The following is a 15,705-nucleotide window of genomic DNA, read 5'->3' as shown; positions in this document are numbered from 1 at the left end:
TAATTCAAAAGTACATTATTTTATGGTTAGTAAAAACCAAATAAAACTTATCTCAGGTTTACATCAAAAAAAGCAACGTTTTGCAAATCAATTGTTTTTCGCCGAAGGAGTAAAAGTAATTCAAGAATTGTTGCAATCCAATTTTGAATTAGAGCATTTATACACGACTCTAAATGATTTTGAAGAGGTTCATTCTTCAAAGCGAACACTGATTTATGAGCAGGAACTTAAAAAAATAAGCGCTTTGTCTACTCCTAATTCCTGTTTGGCTGTCTTTAAAATCCCTGCCGAAAACGAAATAATCAATTCGGGCTTAATTTTGGCCTTAGATGATATTCGCGATCCCGGAAATTTAGGCACAATTTTGCGTCTTTGTGACTGGTTTGGGATCAAACAAATTGTTTGCTCTAAAGAAACCGTTGATATTTACAATCCAAAAGTGGTGCAGGCTACAATGGGTTCTATCACAAGAGTAAATGTTAATTATGTTGATCTCGAAACGTTTATAACTCAAACAGAATTAGCCGTATTTGGAACTTTTATGGATGGCGAAAACATCTATAAATCCAATTTGCCTCAAAATGGAATCATTATTATGGGTAATGAAGCCAATGGTATTTCGGAGCAAATTGAAAAAATGGTGACAAGCCGACTCACAATTCCAAGATTTGGGGAGCTTCAAAAAACCGAAAGTTTAAATGTAGCTACAGCAACAGCAATTATTCTTAGTGAGTTTAAACGAAATAGTTAAGTATTTGTTTTAATGAAAAGTGAAATTTATTAAAATAGCTCTTGATTTCATAGAATCGATATTGTCCGTCCATGGACTAGGTCCGTTTGCCGGATTATCACGAATAAGTTCATCGGATATACCAAACATTCCGCGTATTGAAGGAGAGAAGATGAAATATTCAGAGAAAATGTCGATTCCAAAACCCAGTTCGTAAGCAGCGGTCCATTGCTTAACTCTGAATTTTCCTTCAAAGTTATCGTCTTTTGATTTGGCGTTACTGGATAAATTAAGTGTCGAAGACATTCCGCCAACTAAATATGGACGTATATTTCCGGTACGCAAAGCAGAGAACTTTAAGAGTAAAGGAAAATGGATGTATGTACTGTTTACCTCTCTTAGATAGTCTTTCTGTAAAGGTAAATTTGGGTAGTGCAAGTCACGCTTTGTATAGTATAATCCCGGTTCAAAACGAAGATTGATGTATTCCTGCAGTCTTAAATCGGCTACAACACCAACATTAAAACCAGTAGTCTTTTTTACTTGAATATCTGGACCTGGAGCTTTGTAGTCAAACTTAAAATCGAAGCTGTTAAACCCAAGATAGTAGCCAAAATACAAGCGTTGTTTTTGCCAGTTTTCAAGATTAATAATAGGATCTTTGCTAAACATACTCTTAGCAAATTGCGAATATCCTTGTGTCGATAAGACTAATAAAAGTAAGACTACAGTTTTTTTCATACTATTTTTTAGATGCAGAATAAATGGTTGCAACGCCGAAAGTTTGAGGCATTGCTACAACATCTATAAACCCAATTTTTCTTAAAATATTGTTCAGAGCTTCTCCGTAAGGAAAAACTGCGGCAGATTCAGACAAATAGCCGTATGCTGAATTGTCTTTAGAAAACAGTTTTCCTATAATTGGAAGGATGTTTTTGCTGTAAAATTTATAACCTTGTTTGTAGGGTGTTTTGTCCGGAACCGAAGTTTCCAGAATTACAAAAACACCATTTGGTTTTAGAACTCTTAAGATTTCTGCAAAACCTTTTTCCAGATTTTCGAAATTTCGAACTCCAAATCCAACCGTTATAGCATCGAAATAATTATCGTCAAAAGGTATTTTTTCAGAATCTCCTAGAACTAAATCGATGGTATTGGATAATCCTTTTGCCTGAACTTTTTTCTTCCCTACTTCAAGCATTCCGGCAGAAATGTCCAATCCAATAATTTTTTCAGCATTTGTTTGCGACATTAAGATAGCTAAGTCACCTGTTCCGGTTGCTATGTCAAGAATGATTTTTGGTTTTGTATCCGAAACAATTTTGAGCACTTTTTTTCTCCATTTGGTGTCAATACCAAATGAGATCACACGATTTAAATTGTCATAGTTACCGGAGATGTTGTCAAACATTTGGGCAACCTGCTCTTTTTTACCTAAAGAAGAGTCTTTATATGGGGTTATTTTTTCAGACATTTTTTTTATTTACGCAAATATAATACAATCTGTCTTAACTGTAATTGGGTTTTTTATTTTGTGTCTTAATTGTTTTAAGAGTAGGTTTTTAATTGGTGCGGAATATCATATTTCTGACCATCACCAAAAATGGTTATTTTGAAAAAATCACCAAAAGTGGGTATTGTGGGGGGATGGATTTATGTGCACTTTTGCCTTAGTAATAATGATGAAGTTTTAAAGATTGATCTTTTAAAATGGCTCAAAGCAATGTGGGTATTGTTTTGCACTTGTACTTAACTTGTTCAGGAAAGAGGTTAAAAAAGTATTGTTCTTGGGGGTCAATACTCTATTTTTTAAAAGTGTGAAATACGTTCTTAGGATTAAATTTGTTTTTGGAAAAATTGTCTTTAATATCTTAGTGGTATTTGTTATTAAAGACGCCCGTGAGATAAAATCTCAATAAACAGTGTTATTCAATTATTTCAAATGTTATTTTTAATATTTGTTATTTTATTAAACTTATTTCCTGAATGAGCCCATTTAAAAGATTAATTATTTTTGAAAACATCCTCCATAAGAGGATGTTTTTTTTATTTCTTAATATAGGTTTCGTAGGTATAATCGTAAAGATGTTTTTCGTCTTTAAAGTTTTCTTCCGATTCTACAAGCTGCCAGTCGGCTTCGCTAATTTTAGGAAAGAAAGTGTCTGCGTCAAAAGTGTGATGTACTTTGGTAATTTCAATGATGTCTGTATATGGCAGGCCAAGGTTGTAAATTTCACCGCCTCCAATAATATAGGAGTCTTCATTTTCAGGGCAGATTGCTATTGCTTTTTCAATAGAGTCAACAACAACACAACCTTCCGGTTGATAATCGCTTTGGCGTGTTATTACAACATGAACTCGATTGGGTAAAGGTTTAGGGAAGCTTTCAAAAGTTTTTCTTCCCATTATAATGTGATGATTGGTAGTAAGAGATTTAAACCTTTTAAAATCATTTGGTAAATGCCAAACTAATTCATTGTTTTTTCCAAGTGCGTTATTTTCGGCAACAGCCGCTATCATTATAATCATGGCATTCTAAACTAAATTTTATTTTCAGAATCTTCATTTATTTTCGACTCTAACTGACTAATTCTTTTTTGTTGCAAGGCAACAAGTCGGTCAATTTGTTCTCTTTCCCATTTTTTGTTCATGAACCGGTCTGTAATATACACTTTGATGAAATGCAAAATAAAGACAAAGAACCAAATTGTTATGGCCCAAACGCACCAATTTTGTTCGCTGGTGGCTCCTAAATCGAAAAATCTATTGCCGATAAACAAAAATAAACTTCCTAAAAGAAAAAGTACAAAATGAAAATAAAGGATTTTCTTTTGTCTGATTCTTCTTCTGGCGTATTCGTATTGTTCGTGTACTTCCTTTTCCATAAGATATAAATGAGGTCATAAAGTTAGAATTTATTTTGTAATGACCCTATTTAGATTCGGGAATATTTCTGGCAAAGTAACTTAGAGCTTTGGAATCTAAAATTTTATGCGGATTTATTTATTGATATGGTTAAAAAAATATTGTGTTTTTGATATTATCACAAATCGCTTATAGGGGTGTCGGGAGTTCAGATGAATTTATGTAATTTAGTCTATGAATCTAAAAATTAAATAGTTATGTCTTTAAAGAAACAGTTTGTAAAAACAAAGCCGGTGTGTAAAGTTACTTTTACAGTCGATGCAAAAGATGCAAATTCGGCAGCAGTTGTTGGTGATTTTAACAATTGGAATCCCGAAGAAGGAACTTTAAGTAAGTTGAAAAACGGAACTTTTAAAGCAACTTATGACCTAGTGAAAGATGCCATTTACGAATTTAAGTACGTAATTGACGGAGTTTACGCGAACGATCCTGAGGCGGATTCGTATAAGTGGAATGATTTTGCCGGAAGTGAGAATAGCGTTCTGGTAGTATAAAAAAATCCGCTTAAAATTTTAAGCGGATTTTTTTATGTTTTATACAGCAACACTTCCTTTTATGCCGGCATGTGGCTCGTAATCTAAAAGTGTAAAGTCGTTGTAATCAAAATCGAATATATTTTTAATCTCCGGATTTAAAACCATTTTTGGTAAAGGTTTTGGCTCACGTGTTAATTGCAGTTCTAATTGCTCAAAATGATTGTTGTAAATGTGTGCGTCTCCAAAAGTGTGAATAAATTCTCCCGGTTCCAGATCGCAAACCTGTGCAATCATTAAGGTTAGCAGAGCATAAGAAGCAATATTAAAAGGAACTCCCAAAAATATGTCAGCACTTCGTTGGTACAGTTGACAAGAGAGTTTTCCTTTTGTCTCTCCTTTTTCAGTATCAGGACTTGTGACGTAAAATTGAAAAAAGGCATGACATGGAGGTAAAGCTGCTTTGTTATTGGCTACATTCTCTTCAAATGATTTTTTGGTATCCGGTAATACCGAAGGGTTCCATGCTGAAACTAGCATTCTTCGGCTATTTGGGTTCGTTTTTAGTTCTGTAATCAATTCAGAGATCTGATCAATTTCTTCGCTGTTCCAATTGCGCCATTGATGTCCGTAAACAGGGCCTAAATCGCCATTAGAATCTGCCCAGGCATCCCAGATTTTCACTCCATTTTCCTGAAGGTATTTTACATTCGTATCGCCTTTTAAGAACCAAAGCAGTTCGTATATGATCGATTTTAAATGTAGTTTTTTGGTTGTAACCATTGGGAAACCTTCACTTAAATCAAATCTCATCTGGTAGCCAAAAACACTTTTGGTTCCCGTTCCCGTTCTATCTCCTTTTTGACAGCCGTTATCTAAAACATGCTGTACTAAATCTAAGTATTGTTTCATGACGCTTTAAGCTTGAGGCTTTAAGCTTTAGGCTTTTCCCTAATGCTCTAAGCTTGTTTTTTATGTTTTTGCTTTAAGCTTATAGCCTAAAGCTTAAGGCTTACAGCCTTAAAATCATCTTTTCGAAATTTCGTCTCGAATTTTTGCTGCTTTTTCATAATCTTCCTGAGAAACGGCTTGATCTAAAAGTTCGTTTAGTTCCTGCAGGCTATGTTTGGCGTAAACATCTCCGGATTGATTGCTTTCTTCTTCGCGGCCAAAAGTCTCAGGGTTCGAGAGTACATCATCAATTTCCTGAGAACCCTGATCGGTTTCTGCAGTATTTGATTTTAAGTAAATTCCGGCTTTGTCTAAAATGTTTTTGTAAGTGAAAATTGGCGCGTTAAAACGTAAGGCTAATGCAATGGCATCAGAAGTTCTGGCATCGATAATTTCCTCGATTTTGTCTCTTTCGCAGATCAAACTCGAATAAAAAACGCCGTCAACAAGTTTGTGAATAATAACTTGTTTTACAACGATGTCAAATCTTTCAGCGAAGTTTTTGAACAAGTCGTGTGTTAACGGACGAGGGGGTTTAATTTCTTTTTCCAGGGCGATAGCAATAGATTGTGCTTCAAAAGCACCAATAACTATTGGCAATTTTCTTTCGCCATCAACTTCATTCAAAATTAAGGCATAAGCGCCATTTTGAGTTTGACTGTATGAAATTCCTTTTATAGATAATTTTACTAGACTCATATATGTGGGTAAAAAAGGGCAATTATTGCCTCATTTTAATACTTTTTTTGATTGAAAAATAAAGGTGCAATTTTAATCAAAAAATATGGAACAAAAAAGCTACCTAAAACAAAGATACGATTTATCTTGTTTTTAGGTAGCTATATTTTTATAGAGAATTTTTAAACTAAGAATGTTGTGCTTTAAAAGCTTTTAATTTCTCAATTAATTGCGGAACAATTTCGAAAGCATCACCAACTACTCCATAATCAGCTACTTTAAAGAAAGGAGCTTCAGGATCATTGTTGATTACAACTTTTACTTTTGAAGAGTTGATACCTGCAATGTGCTGAATTGCACCGGAAATTCCTATTGCAATATACAAGTTAGTGGCAACCGGTTTTCCTGTTTGTCCAACGTGTTCACTGTGAGGTCTCCATCCTAAGTCAGAAACCGGTTTAGAACATGCTGTTGCAGCACCTAATACTGCAGCAAGATCTTCAACTAAGCCCCAGTTTTCCGGACCTTTTAGTCCACGTCCTCCAGAAACTACAACGTCAGCATCAGCGATAGATACTTTTCCGCTTACTTTTTCTACAGATTCTACTTTTACTCCAAAATCATTGTCACCAATAGATGGATTGAAATCTTCTTCGGTAGCAGATCCTGCACTTTCGAAAATTCCGTAAGAGTTTTTAGCCAGACCAAGAACTTTTACATCTGTAGTGATTTCAGTAATATTGAATGCTTTATTAGAAAAAGCATTTCTTTTTACCTGAAAAGGAGAAGTGCTTACTGGTAATCCAACTACATTTGAGGCGAAACCGGCGTTTAAAGCTACTGCAACTAATGAAGAAAGGTAAATACTGTCTGTTGTAGAAGAAAGTAAAACTACTTTTGTAGCTTCTTTTTCAGCGGCTTGTTTGATAACATCAGCATAAGCTTTGGCAGTAAAACCAGCTAATTTGTCATTGGTTACTTTTAGTACTTTGTCTACTCCGTATTTCGATAATTCGCTTACATCACTGATGTTTACGGTTAAAGCGGTAACAGTTGTTCCTAAAGTTTCGGCTACTTTTTTAGCGTAAGAAGCCAGTTCGAAAGCAACTTTTTTGAATTTTCCTTCTGCAGATTCTGCATATATTAATATTGACATAATTTTTTGTTTAGAAGTTTAAAGTTTCAGATTTCAGGTTAGAGAACTGAAAACCGAGACTGAATACTGATTACTAGATAACTTTTGCTTCGTTGTGTAATAAATTGATTAACTCATCTAAATTATCAGGAGAAACTAATTTCACTGCTGATTTAGGAGCTGGTTTTTCAAATTTCACCGCTTTTGTATTTACAGGAGCATCAACTGGTTCAAGAATAGTTAAAGCTTTTGTTCTTGCAGTCATAATTCCTCTCATGTTTGGAATACGCAGGTCTTTTTCTTCAACAAGACCTTTTTGACCACCTATGATTAGAGGTAAAGTAGTGCTTACAGTTTCTTTTCCACCATCGATTTCGCGCACCGCTTTTACATTGTTGCCTTCAACAGTGATAGCAGTACAAGAGTTTAAAAAGTTAGAACCTAAGATTCCTGCGATCATTCCAGGGACCATTCCTCCGTTATAATCTAAAGATTCTTTTCCGGCAATTACTAAATCATAACCACCATTTTTAATTACTTCTGCCAATTGTTTAGCAACAAAAAAACCATCAGTTGGATTAGCGTTCACACGAATCGCTTCGTTTGCACCAATTGCCAAAGCTTTACGTAAAGTAGGCTCAGTGTCAGGTCCTCCAACATTTACAACCGTTACAGTTGCACCTTGTTGCTCCTGAAACCAGATTGCACGGGTAAGACCAAATTCGTCATTAGGATTAATTACATATTGAACACCATTGGTATCAAATTCTGAGTCACCATTGGAGAAGTTAATTTTTGAAGTAGTATCAGGCACGTGGCTGATGCAAACTAATATTTTCATAAGTATATATTTTGATAAATTATAAAATGCTTCTACAAATTTAGAAATTAAAATTGAAATAATATACTATGCGTGCATAATATTTTTTAAAAACTATTACGTTTTCGCAAATTGTGCAATTATGGAAGTCTTTCGGAGTCAACGAATATTGATAATACATTGATACCTGCTGATTCTTAAGGATTTTGCAAAGAGGGGTTTATGAGGACTGTTAAAATTTGCTTCGTTTTATACTATAATTTGAGTTGTTGCGTTAGAGAGGAAGAATTTTGCTGAATCAGAATCCAACAGAAAAAGTTTTTGGTGATAAAGTTGTAATTACATCGATTTCGTAAATATCACAATAAATTTTAAAAAGTTAAAAGCGCAAGACAGGAGGAAGTTCGTGTGATTTTAAATTCAATTTATGCTTTTAAGTTATTTAAAATATTTATTTTTGCTCTTCAGAAAATTCAACATACAATATAAATATGAGAACAATACAATTTAGAGAGGCCATTTGTGAAGCGATGAGCGAAGAAATGCGTCACGATGAATCCATATATTTAATGGGCGAAGAAGTTGCAGAATACAACGGGGCTTACAAAGCTTCAAAAGGAATGCTTGCTGAGTTTGGAGAAAAAAGAGTAATTGATACTCCAATTGCTGAGCTTGGTTTTACAGGGATTGCAGTAGGATCAGCGATGAACGGTTGTCGTCCTATTGTAGAGTACATGACTTTCAACTTCTGTTTAGTAGGTATTGATCAAATTATAAATAACGCTGCTAAAATGCGTCAAATGACAGGTGGACAATTTAATGTGCCTATCGTTTTTCGCGGACCAACTGCTTCTGCAGGTCAATTAGGAGCGACTCACTCGCAAGCTTTAGAAAACTGGTTTGCTAATACTCCGGGACTTAAGGTTGTTGTGCCTTCAACTCCTTATGATGCAAAAGGACTTTTGAAATCTGCTATTCGTGATAATGATCCTGTAATTTTTATGGAGTCTGAGCAAATGTATGGTGACAAAGGTGAGGTGCCGGATGGAGAATATACAATTCCGTTAGGAGTTGCCGATGTTAAACGTGAAGGAAAAGATGTTACAATTGTTTCTTTTGGAAAAATTATCAAAGAAGCTTTTATTGCTGCTGATGAATTAGCTAAAGAAGGAATTTCTTGTGAAATTATCGATTTAAGAACAGTTCGTCCAATGGATAAAGAAACTATTCTTACTTCTGTTAAAAAAACGAACCGTTTAGTAATCTTAGAAGAAGCTTGGCCATTTGCAAGTGTTTCATCTGAAATTACATACATCGTTCAGGAACAGGCTTTCGATTTTCTTGATGCGCCAATTCAACGTATTACAACAGCAGATACACCTGCGCCTTACTCTCCTGTTTTACTAAAAGACTGGTTGCCAAATGCAGCTGATGTAGTAAAAGCAGTAAAGAAAGTAATGTACAAATAGTAAATTAAACGATACTTATAAAACTTCATCAGTCATACTTATTATTGATGAAGTTTTTTTTTGCCAGATTATGAAAAGAATAATTTTACTTAGCTTGTTTTTTGTACTCGCAATGGCGGGCAGCGTTATTGCACAAACTAAAGTGAGTGGAATTGTTTTGGACAAATCTAATCAGCCCATTCCGTTTGCTAATGTTGTTTTTAAGGGATCAAATACTGGAATTGTTTCTAATGAAGATGGGCGTTTCTATCTGGAATCACCTAATACTTATACCACTTTATTAGTAAGTTCGGCAGGATTCTCAGATCGGGAAGTTACACTGGAAAAAGCCGTAAACTATGACTTTAAGATAGTTTTAAGTGAAGCTGAAGCATTGAATGAAGTCGTAATTTTTACCGGAAAAACCTCTAAGAAGAATAATCCGGCACTAGATATTTTGAGAAAAATCTGGGAACGCAAACGTAAAAACGGCTTGTACCAATTCAATCAGTATCAGATGCAAAAGTACGAAAAAGTCGAGTTTGATATGAACACGATTGATAGTGCTTTTATGAAGAATAAACTCTTCAAAGGAATGGAATTTGTATTCAAACATGTTGATACATCGGAGGTTACAGGGAAAACATATTTGCCGATTTTTATAAGCGAATCACTGTATGATGTTTACGGAGACAATAAACTAAAGAAAACAAAAGAGAACCTGACCGGAAATAAAACTTCTGGGTTTAACGGGAATCAGCAGATTTTATCTTTTGTGAAGGATCTTTACTCCGATTATAACATCTACGACAATCATCTTAAATTCTTCGACAAGAGCTTTACAAGTCCGCTTTCCAGAACAGGAATTGATGTTTACAATTACGTTTTAAAAGACAGTGCTTATGTCGATAAAAAATGGTGTTACAATATCGTTTTTTACCCAAGACGTAAAAACGAACTGACTTTTAAAGGAGATTTTTGGGTAAACGATACCACTTTTGCGATCAAAAAAATTAATATGGCCGTTACTAAAAGCGCCAATATTAACTGGGTAAAAGATATTTATATCGAACAGGAATTTGAGGTTGAGAATGATTCTGTATTTCTCTTAACCCGAGATTATATGATGTCTGATTTTGCCTTGAATAAAAAGGAAAAATCAAAAGGAGTCTATGGAAAACGAACGACTTTATATAAGGACCATAAATTCAATCTTCAAAAACCAGAAAGTTTTTACAAGCAGGAAGTCAATTTTATTGATAATGCCGTTTACAACAAATCGGATGAATTTTGGGATGAAAACCGTTTTGAAAAACTCAACAAAGACGAGCAGGGTATTTACAAGATGCTCGATACACTGCAAACGGTCAAAAGATTCAAACAACTTTATAGTTTAGTTTCTATTTTGGGTAGTGGTTACGTCGAGTTTAAGAATTTTGATTTTGGACCTATCTTCTCCACTTTCGGGTATAACGAAGTTGAAGGGTTACGATTGCGAGCAGGGGGGAGGACTTATTTTGGTCCTAATGATCCATGGCGTATACAAGCTTACACCGCATATGGTTTTGACGATAATAAATTCAAATACGGAGTTTCCGGAAAATGGATGGTGGACAAGAAAAACCGAATCATTATTTCTGGGGGAAACAGGCGTGACATCGAGCAAATTGGTGCCAGCTTAACGACTACAAATGATATTCTGGGACGAAGTTTTGCTTCCTCCGCATTATTTACCACGGGAAGTAATGGAAAATTGACCAACATTAATCTGAGCAATATTTCGCTTGAAATGGAGCCTATGAAGAATTTCGTTGTTCAGGCCGGTATTTCATACAGAACTTTAGAATCGGCTTCTCCGATCTTTAGTTTAGACTATTATACTACTTTGCCAACAGCAGCAAATCCGGCTGGTGTAATAGCAAACAAGGTAACACAGTCAGAAGCGAATATTCAGTTTGAGTTTATGCCTAATCGTAAGACAATCGGTTTTGGAGTAGAACGAAATATTGTTGACAGCCCGTTCAGTCATTTCTTTGTAAACTTTAGTTATGGTTTGAAAGGGGTTTTAAACAGCGATTTTGCTTATCAAAAAGTACAGCTGTTTTACAAGCAGCCTATTATTATAGGGCCATTAGGAAGATCGAATATTATCCTTGAAACTGGAAAAACCTTCGGTACCATCCCATTAGGATTGATGAGTGTAATTCCCGGAAATCAGACTTATTTTACCATCGAAAATACGTTTAGTAACTTAAATTTCTACGAGTTTATAACTGACCAGTATACCACTTTACAATGGAATCATGACTTTGGAGGAAGGCTGTTTGCAAGAATTCCGTTCATGAGAAAATTAAACTGGAGAGAATTTGTTGGGGTAAGAGCGGTACACGGAACTATTTCTAATGCTAACCGTGCCATTAATGCTTCAGGATTGCCTTATAATGCGCCGGAAAATGTATATTGGGAATACAATGCCGGGATTGGAAACATATTCAAAGTATTCCGTCTTGATTTTTCATGGAGAGGAAATTATATGAACATGCCAGATGCTACTAAATTTGCGATAAAAGGATCGTTTGGTTTTTATTTCTAAGAAGGTGTCACTAATTTTTAGTCATTTAGAATCAGTGAGTCAGTTTTTTTTAGCTGTAATAAAATTATGTTTTACGACTATATTTTGAGAAGATCCGTAGTCAGATAAAATATATGAAGTAATAAAACAGCTCAAATAACCTTATAGCAATTAATTCCAGGTACTTTGATAGGGGTCGTAATTACAGTGAGTATTAAATTTATAATTTGATTTTTCCGAATCAACTCTTTGAGGAATCCTTCCGTCTGGGCATACATAGCGAAATTCGCAGTCTTTACAAATTTCGATTTCATCTTTAGTGATGTTCCAAAAAGCGCTAAATTCTTCATTTGTAATTACTTTTTTTATGCTGCTTTTAATGATTTTTCCATAGGATTTAGGATCTGAAAAGTGTTTTTTGATGTTGCCAAAAGCATCAATAAAAACAGTTCGGTTAAACATCAGATTGTGATGTAGTGCTTCGTGGTAAATATCCATGTCTAAAACAAAATCAGATGCATGCTCGATAGAAATATTGTAAAATATTTTTTCGAGTGATTGTTTCTCGTAACAAAATTTTTCCTCGATTAATGAAGATTCGTTTTCTGTATTGCAATTATAAAAAATCACCTGTAAAATTCTTGGATTGTCTATTATAAGCGATTTTATTGAGGAAAGCTTTTCTTTGCAATACTCCAGATAAATGACGACATTTTTGATTTTAGATGTTTCTAAAAGAGCGTTAATTTTAATTAGATTATTAATCTCATTATTCTTCAAAATAAGCTTTAAGGTATTTACGCCTAATTCATTAATTTCATTTTTTATGAGAAAATCAAAAAAATCGAAAGAAGCATCTATTTCGCATCCAATCGTATCCAGAACATGAGGTTTTGTAAAATTGCGGTCTAATGAAGGGTAGTCTTCTGTGTTTTCGGATACAATTAGCAATTCATTCGATAAGAAATAGCGGATGTAATTTTTGAGTATCGCTTTGCTTTTTCTAAAATCAGTAAATAAACCATAAATGTTTTTTTCAGAATATTCTTCAATCAAATCTATTATTTGATTAGGAACCTTATGAAGTGTCTTTCTTTGAAAATCTATGATTAAGCCATTTTTGGCTCCTTTTACAGGAACACAACATTGGAATAATTTAAATTTTTTGTCGTTCATTTTTATTGATATGTAATGGTTTTGAAGTGGTTCTACAGCTTAACTTTGAGGTTTGGTAATACTCTGATGTAACATGTTGCTTTTTGGATACGGTTTCCTGTATTTCATAATCCTCTACTTCGGTGCATTCGAAAATAATAGGCAGCGGTATTTCCGGATCAGAAAGGAGATCTCTTACTTTCATTTAATTGGAATTTTGTATTAAATAATCGGCTACTTTTTGATGTAAATTATAGTTACAGGGTTTGCTTGTCATGCCAAATTGCCCAAAAGGATTTACCTCTAAAAAATAATATTCCCCGGTTTTTGACGATTTTATAATATCCAGAGAACCCGTATTTAAATTTATACTACTCATAAATTCGGTAATTTGATTTTCGATTGTTTTGGGTAATGTATAAGGTACAAATCTATTGGGGTTTTCAGAATCATAATTTCTGAAGTCAATTTTGGTTTTTTCATTGTTTTGCGAAAAAATGGCCATCGAATAACATTGTTTATCCAGATAAAAAGTTCTGATTTCTATTTCTTTGTCAATATATTCCTGAAATAGAGAAGGAGAGAATTTTGAAGGAAGTGTGTCTATTTTTTTTATGGTATGTGTAGCCAGAGTGAAAGTTTTATCACTATAGATCACTCCTCGGGCATCTCCTATTGATTTAGTAATTATAGATTGATTGTGGAGGTCATAGAACGCACTTAATTTTTGCTTGTCGGAGGTGATGAGGGTTTTGGGAGTGTTTAAGCCGCCTTTAGCTGCTTTATTCAAAATGTCAATCTTGGAAAAAGCAGGGCTATTTTTGCATAAAAACTTCTTGTTTTCCAATAATTTGAAAATCAATCTGGATAGGCTATTGAACTCGGAGTATAAATAGGCTATGAAGTCATTGTTTTTACCAATCTTTTTCTCGTAATCAATTAAAAAGCCAAATTTTCTATGCCATACTATTTTAATGTCTTTCAAGAAGATTTTTTGAGAATAATGTTCAAAATAGGTTTCATCAAGTTGATCCGGATTGTGATTAAAAATAGTAATGCCCTGCATTAAATCTTCATCATTCAATCTAAAAAATGGTGTTTTGTGCTGTATGAGCCAATCGATTACATGATTTGTGTCATAATCTGTTGGTGTGCTTAAAATTAAAATCATGATTGCTTGTTTGAAATAAAGAAATCTAACATCATCAATGATGTTAGATTTCTATAATCTACTTAACTTTTAAATATCATAATTTACTTCAGAAATTTTATGATCTTTGTAGATATATGTCCATCCAGGCTCATGTTCTTCTTTTATTGGAGTATAACCACCAACAATGTTTTTAGTTTCGATTTTTTCGCATTGAAAGTCTTCTAGGTTTTTCATAGTAATTTTGATGTTATAAGGTTTAATGATCTTCAATTTTTTTAAAGACATTTGAAGCTTATGTCTACTCTTGCGCAAGAATTTCTTTATATTTAATTTTTAAAATTGTCAGAATAAATAGGTTAGTGCAAACGTTTTTAAGGTTGCTTGATTTTGTAAATATATAAGATGTTGCTTATGTATTTGTGAATGATTTGTTAATATTGTAGTAATTGTGTTCTATATTGGTCAATTGTTTGAGGTCTTTATAGTTATTGGATTGCTTTTTAAGAAAGAGTAGTGTAAGAAATTAGCAGACTAATAAATTTGCTAGTAAAGGATCATTTGGTTTTTGTTTTTAGATAAATTGTCAGTTTTTTTCTTAATTTAGTTTCTATGAGTATAACTATAGAAAGTAAGAATCTAAATTGGACAAATAATCTTAGAGTTTTAGCCACCATCAGCGTGATCGTAGTACATGTAGCCTGTGATATTCTGTATCAATACGGTCATATATCCAATTTTACCTGGTGGACAGGTAATGTTTACGACGGTCTTGTCCGTTTTTGTGTACCGGTTTTTTTGATGCTTACCGGAGCATTAATGCTGAACAAAAAATACGAACTGAATGATTTCTTGAGAAAAAAGTTCTCGAGAATTATTTTACCTTTCTTATTCTGGAGCCTTTTTTATGTGCTGTTAACGGTCAGAAGTGAATTTTTGTTAGAATCTGAAAAAGCATTTGTCGATATTTTTAAGCATGCCTTTATACTTATTATCAGAGGGAGCTCCTTTCATTTATGGTACATTTATATGGTGATCGGGATTTATCTTTTTATCCCGATTCTCAGCAAGTGGATTCAGAATGCCAATGAAAAAGAGATATTGTATTTTCTGACCATTTGGATTTTTGCTTTAATGATCAATCAGCCCATTTTTTCTAAGTTCAGAATCAATGTTGATCTGACTTATTTTACGGGCTTTTTAGGATATCTGGTTCTGGGTTATTATTTGTCGGTCAAGTCATTCCAATATGATGCCCGAAGATTGAAACGGATTTCTGTACTCTTGTTTTCTTTTGGAGCCATTATTACCATTTTCGGAACTTATTTTCTGTCGATAGCAGAAGATCGTTTTAATGAATATTTTTATGGTTACTTGACTTTTAATGTGATGCTGGTCTCTATTGGATTGTTTATTTTCTTCAAAAATTCAAAAATTTCAAATCCAACTCTCATTCGGGTTGTTAATTTTATCAATAAATACAGCTACGGAATTTATCTGGTTCATATTTTGGTGCTTCGCTTTCTGGTCTTTTCAGGAATTGATTATGATTTTATAAATCCGATTTTGGCTATTCCGATTACTACTTTATTGTGTTTGTTTATATCTTCTTTTATTATTTACGGAGTGAATAAACTTCCATTTGGGGAGTACATTTCGGGATAATTA

The 15,705-nt window shown here is 33.8% G+C and carries 17 protein-coding genes; 5 read left to right on the top strand and 12 right to left on the bottom strand.

Features of this window, described 5'->3' with window-relative positions; genetic code table 11:
- The first annotated feature begins 22 nt into the window (after window positions 1-22).
- Window positions 23-751, top strand: a complete 729-nt coding sequence (locus FLA105534_RS13050; RefSeq protein ID WP_173966565.1) for a TrmH family RNA methyltransferase — start codon at window positions 23-25, stop codon at window positions 749-751.
- Window positions 752-760: 9 nt separating this feature from the next.
- Here the strand turns inward: FLA105534_RS13050 and porT are convergent, their stop codons facing one another.
- The 4 genes from porT to FLA105534_RS13030 all read right to left on the bottom strand — a co-directional run bounded on the left by porT (window position 761) and on the right by FLA105534_RS13030 (window position 3,615).
- The gene (porT, locus tag FLA105534_RS13045) at window positions 761-1,471 is read right to left on the bottom strand and encodes a type IX secretion/gliding motility protein PorT/SprT (protein WP_173966564.1); all 711 of its coding nucleotides are present in this window, start codon (window positions 1,469-1,471) and stop codon (window positions 761-763) included.
- 1 nt (window position 1,472) lies between these two features.
- Complete coding sequence (gene ubiE, locus FLA105534_RS13040) at window positions 1,473-2,204, bottom strand: bifunctional demethylmenaquinone methyltransferase/2-methoxy-6-polyprenyl-1,4-benzoquinol methylase UbiE (RefSeq protein ID WP_173966563.1); 732 nt, start codon at window positions 2,202-2,204, stop codon at window positions 1,473-1,475.
- A 572-nt stretch (window positions 2,205-2,776) separates the two neighbouring features.
- Window positions 2,777-3,259, bottom strand: a complete 483-nt coding sequence (locus FLA105534_RS13035; protein WP_173966562.1) for a dihydrofolate reductase — start codon at window positions 3,257-3,259, stop codon at window positions 2,777-2,779.
- 11 nt (window positions 3,260-3,270) lie between these two features.
- Window positions 3,271-3,615, bottom strand: coding sequence for a 2TM domain-containing protein (locus FLA105534_RS13030; protein WP_173966561.1), 345 nt, complete (start codon window positions 3,613-3,615; stop codon window positions 3,271-3,273).
- A gap of 237 nt (window positions 3,616-3,852) precedes the next feature.
- Between FLA105534_RS13030 and FLA105534_RS13025 the strand changes: the two genes are divergently transcribed.
- Window positions 3,853-4,149 (top strand): isoamylase early set domain-containing protein, encoded by a 297-nt coding sequence (locus FLA105534_RS13025; RefSeq protein ID WP_173966560.1) that lies wholly within the window; start codon window positions 3,853-3,855, stop codon window positions 4,147-4,149.
- A 39-nt stretch (window positions 4,150-4,188) separates the two neighbouring features.
- On the opposite strand, the gene FLA105534_RS13020 is transcribed toward FLA105534_RS13025, so the two are convergent.
- The 4 genes from FLA105534_RS13020 to FLA105534_RS13005 form a co-directional block, all read right to left on the bottom strand.
- A complete protein-coding gene (locus tag FLA105534_RS13020) occupies window positions 4,189-5,040 on the bottom strand; it encodes a thymidylate synthase (RefSeq protein ID WP_173966559.1) in 852 nt (283 codons plus the stop codon).
- Window positions 5,041-5,154: 114 nt separating this feature from the next.
- Entirely contained in the window at window positions 5,155-5,778 is a 624-nt protein-coding gene (locus FLA105534_RS13015) for a bifunctional nuclease family protein (protein ID WP_173966558.1), read from the bottom strand.
- 166 nt (window positions 5,779-5,944) lie between these two features.
- Complete coding sequence (locus tag FLA105534_RS13010) at window positions 5,945-6,913, bottom strand: electron transfer flavoprotein subunit alpha/FixB family protein (RefSeq protein ID WP_173966557.1); 969 nt, start codon at window positions 6,911-6,913, stop codon at window positions 5,945-5,947.
- Between the two features lie 73 nt (window positions 6,914-6,986).
- Window positions 6,987-7,733, bottom strand: coding sequence for an electron transfer flavoprotein subunit beta/FixA family protein (locus FLA105534_RS13005; RefSeq protein ID WP_173966556.1), 747 nt, complete (start codon window positions 7,731-7,733; stop codon window positions 6,987-6,989).
- Between the two features lie 470 nt (window positions 7,734-8,203).
- On the opposite strand from FLA105534_RS13005, the gene FLA105534_RS13000 reads away from it, so the two are divergent.
- Together FLA105534_RS13000 and FLA105534_RS12995 are read left to right on the top strand one after the other, a co-directional pair.
- The gene (locus tag FLA105534_RS13000; protein WP_173966555.1) at window positions 8,204-9,181 is read left to right on the top strand and encodes a pyruvate dehydrogenase complex E1 component subunit beta; all 978 of its coding nucleotides are present in this window, start codon (window positions 8,204-8,206) and stop codon (window positions 9,179-9,181) included.
- A gap of 70 nt (window positions 9,182-9,251) precedes the next feature.
- Window positions 9,252-11,753 (top strand): DUF5686 and carboxypeptidase-like regulatory domain-containing protein, encoded by a 2,502-nt coding sequence (locus FLA105534_RS12995; RefSeq protein WP_173966554.1) that lies wholly within the window; start codon window positions 9,252-9,254, stop codon window positions 11,751-11,753.
- A gap of 150 nt (window positions 11,754-11,903) precedes the next feature.
- Here FLA105534_RS12995 and gwsS read toward each other — a convergent pair whose 3' ends face one another.
- From gwsS to FLA105534_RS12975, 4 genes are all read right to left on the bottom strand, one after another.
- Window positions 11,904-12,908, bottom strand: a complete 1,005-nt coding sequence (gene gwsS / locus FLA105534_RS12990; RefSeq protein ID WP_173966553.1) for a grasp-with-spasm system SPASM domain peptide maturase — start codon at window positions 12,906-12,908, stop codon at window positions 11,904-11,906.
- Entirely contained in the window at window positions 12,889-13,092 is a 204-nt protein-coding gene (locus FLA105534_RS12985; protein WP_173966552.1) for a hypothetical protein, read from the bottom strand. Before FLA105534_RS12985 ends, gwsS begins: the two co-directional genes overlap by 20 nt.
- On the bottom strand, window positions 13,093-14,058 hold the full coding sequence (gene gwsG, locus FLA105534_RS12980; RefSeq protein WP_173966551.1) for a grasp-with-spasm system ATP-grasp peptide maturase: 966 nt from the start codon (window positions 14,056-14,058) through the stop codon (window positions 13,093-13,095).
- Window positions 14,059-14,127: 69 nt separating this feature from the next.
- Window positions 14,128-14,274 (bottom strand): hypothetical protein, encoded by a 147-nt coding sequence (locus FLA105534_RS12975; protein ID WP_173966550.1) that lies wholly within the window; start codon window positions 14,272-14,274, stop codon window positions 14,128-14,130.
- A 375-nt stretch (window positions 14,275-14,649) separates the two neighbouring features.
- Between FLA105534_RS12975 and FLA105534_RS12970 the strand changes: the two genes are divergently transcribed.
- Complete coding sequence (locus tag FLA105534_RS12970; protein ID WP_173966549.1) at window positions 14,650-15,702, top strand: acyltransferase; 1,053 nt, start codon at window positions 14,650-14,652, stop codon at window positions 15,700-15,702.
- The last annotated feature ends 3 nt before the right edge of the window (window positions 15,703-15,705 follow it).

It is taken from the genome of Flavobacterium collinsii (assembly GCF_902804485.1).
Lineage (GTDB): Bacteria > Bacteroidota > Bacteroidia > Flavobacteriales > Flavobacteriaceae > Flavobacterium > Flavobacterium collinsii.
The sequence above is the reverse complement of the archived record's forward strand: the minus strand, read 5'-3'. Positions and strand labels throughout refer to the sequence as shown.

Excerpts from the sequence above, each read along its gene's own strand:
- FLA105534_RS13050 (WP_173966565.1), top strand. The coding sequence starts at position 23 with ATGGTTAGTAAAAACCAAATAAAACTTATCTCAGGTTTACATCAAAAA.
- porT (WP_173966564.1), bottom strand. The coding sequence starts at position 1,471 with ATGAAAAAAACTGTAGTCTTACTTTTATTAGTCTTATCGACACAAGGA.
- ubiE (WP_173966563.1), bottom strand. The coding sequence starts at position 2,204 with ATGTCTGAAAAAATAACCCCATATAAAGACTCTTCTTTAGGTAAAAAA.
- FLA105534_RS13035 (WP_173966562.1), bottom strand. The coding sequence starts at position 3,259 with ATGATTATAATGATAGCGGCTGTTGCCGAAAATAACGCACTTGGAAAA.
- FLA105534_RS13030 (WP_173966561.1), bottom strand. The coding sequence starts at position 3,615 with ATGGAAAAGGAAGTACACGAACAATACGAATACGCCAGAAGAAGAATC.
- FLA105534_RS13025 (WP_173966560.1), top strand. The coding sequence starts at position 3,853 with ATGTCTTTAAAGAAACAGTTTGTAAAAACAAAGCCGGTGTGTAAAGTT.
- FLA105534_RS13020 (WP_173966559.1), bottom strand. The coding sequence starts at position 5,040 with ATGAAACAATACTTAGATTTAGTACAGCATGTTTTAGATAACGGCTGT.
- FLA105534_RS13015 (WP_173966558.1), bottom strand. The coding sequence starts at position 5,778 with ATGAGTCTAGTAAAATTATCTATAAAAGGAATTTCATACAGTCAAACT.
- FLA105534_RS13010 (WP_173966557.1), bottom strand. The coding sequence starts at position 6,913 with ATGTCAATATTAATATATGCAGAATCTGCAGAAGGAAAATTCAAAAAA.
- FLA105534_RS13005 (WP_173966556.1), bottom strand. The coding sequence starts at position 7,733 with ATGAAAATATTAGTTTGCATCAGCCACGTGCCTGATACTACTTCAAAA.
- FLA105534_RS13000 (WP_173966555.1), top strand. The coding sequence starts at position 8,204 with ATGAGAACAATACAATTTAGAGAGGCCATTTGTGAAGCGATGAGCGAA.
- FLA105534_RS12995 (WP_173966554.1), top strand. The coding sequence starts at position 9,252 with ATGAAAAGAATAATTTTACTTAGCTTGTTTTTTGTACTCGCAATGGCG.
- gwsS (WP_173966553.1), bottom strand. The coding sequence starts at position 12,908 with ATGAACGACAAAAAATTTAAATTATTCCAATGTTGTGTTCCTGTAAAA.
- FLA105534_RS12985 (WP_173966552.1), bottom strand. The coding sequence starts at position 13,092 with ATGAAAGTAAGAGATCTCCTTTCTGATCCGGAAATACCGCTGCCTATT.
- gwsG (WP_173966551.1), bottom strand. The coding sequence starts at position 14,058 with ATGATTTTAATTTTAAGCACACCAACAGATTATGACACAAATCATGTA.
- FLA105534_RS12975 (WP_173966550.1), bottom strand. The coding sequence starts at position 14,274 with ATGAAAAACCTAGAAGACTTTCAATGCGAAAAAATCGAAACTAAAAAC.
- FLA105534_RS12970 (WP_173966549.1), top strand. The coding sequence starts at position 14,650 with ATGAGTATAACTATAGAAAGTAAGAATCTAAATTGGACAAATAATCTT.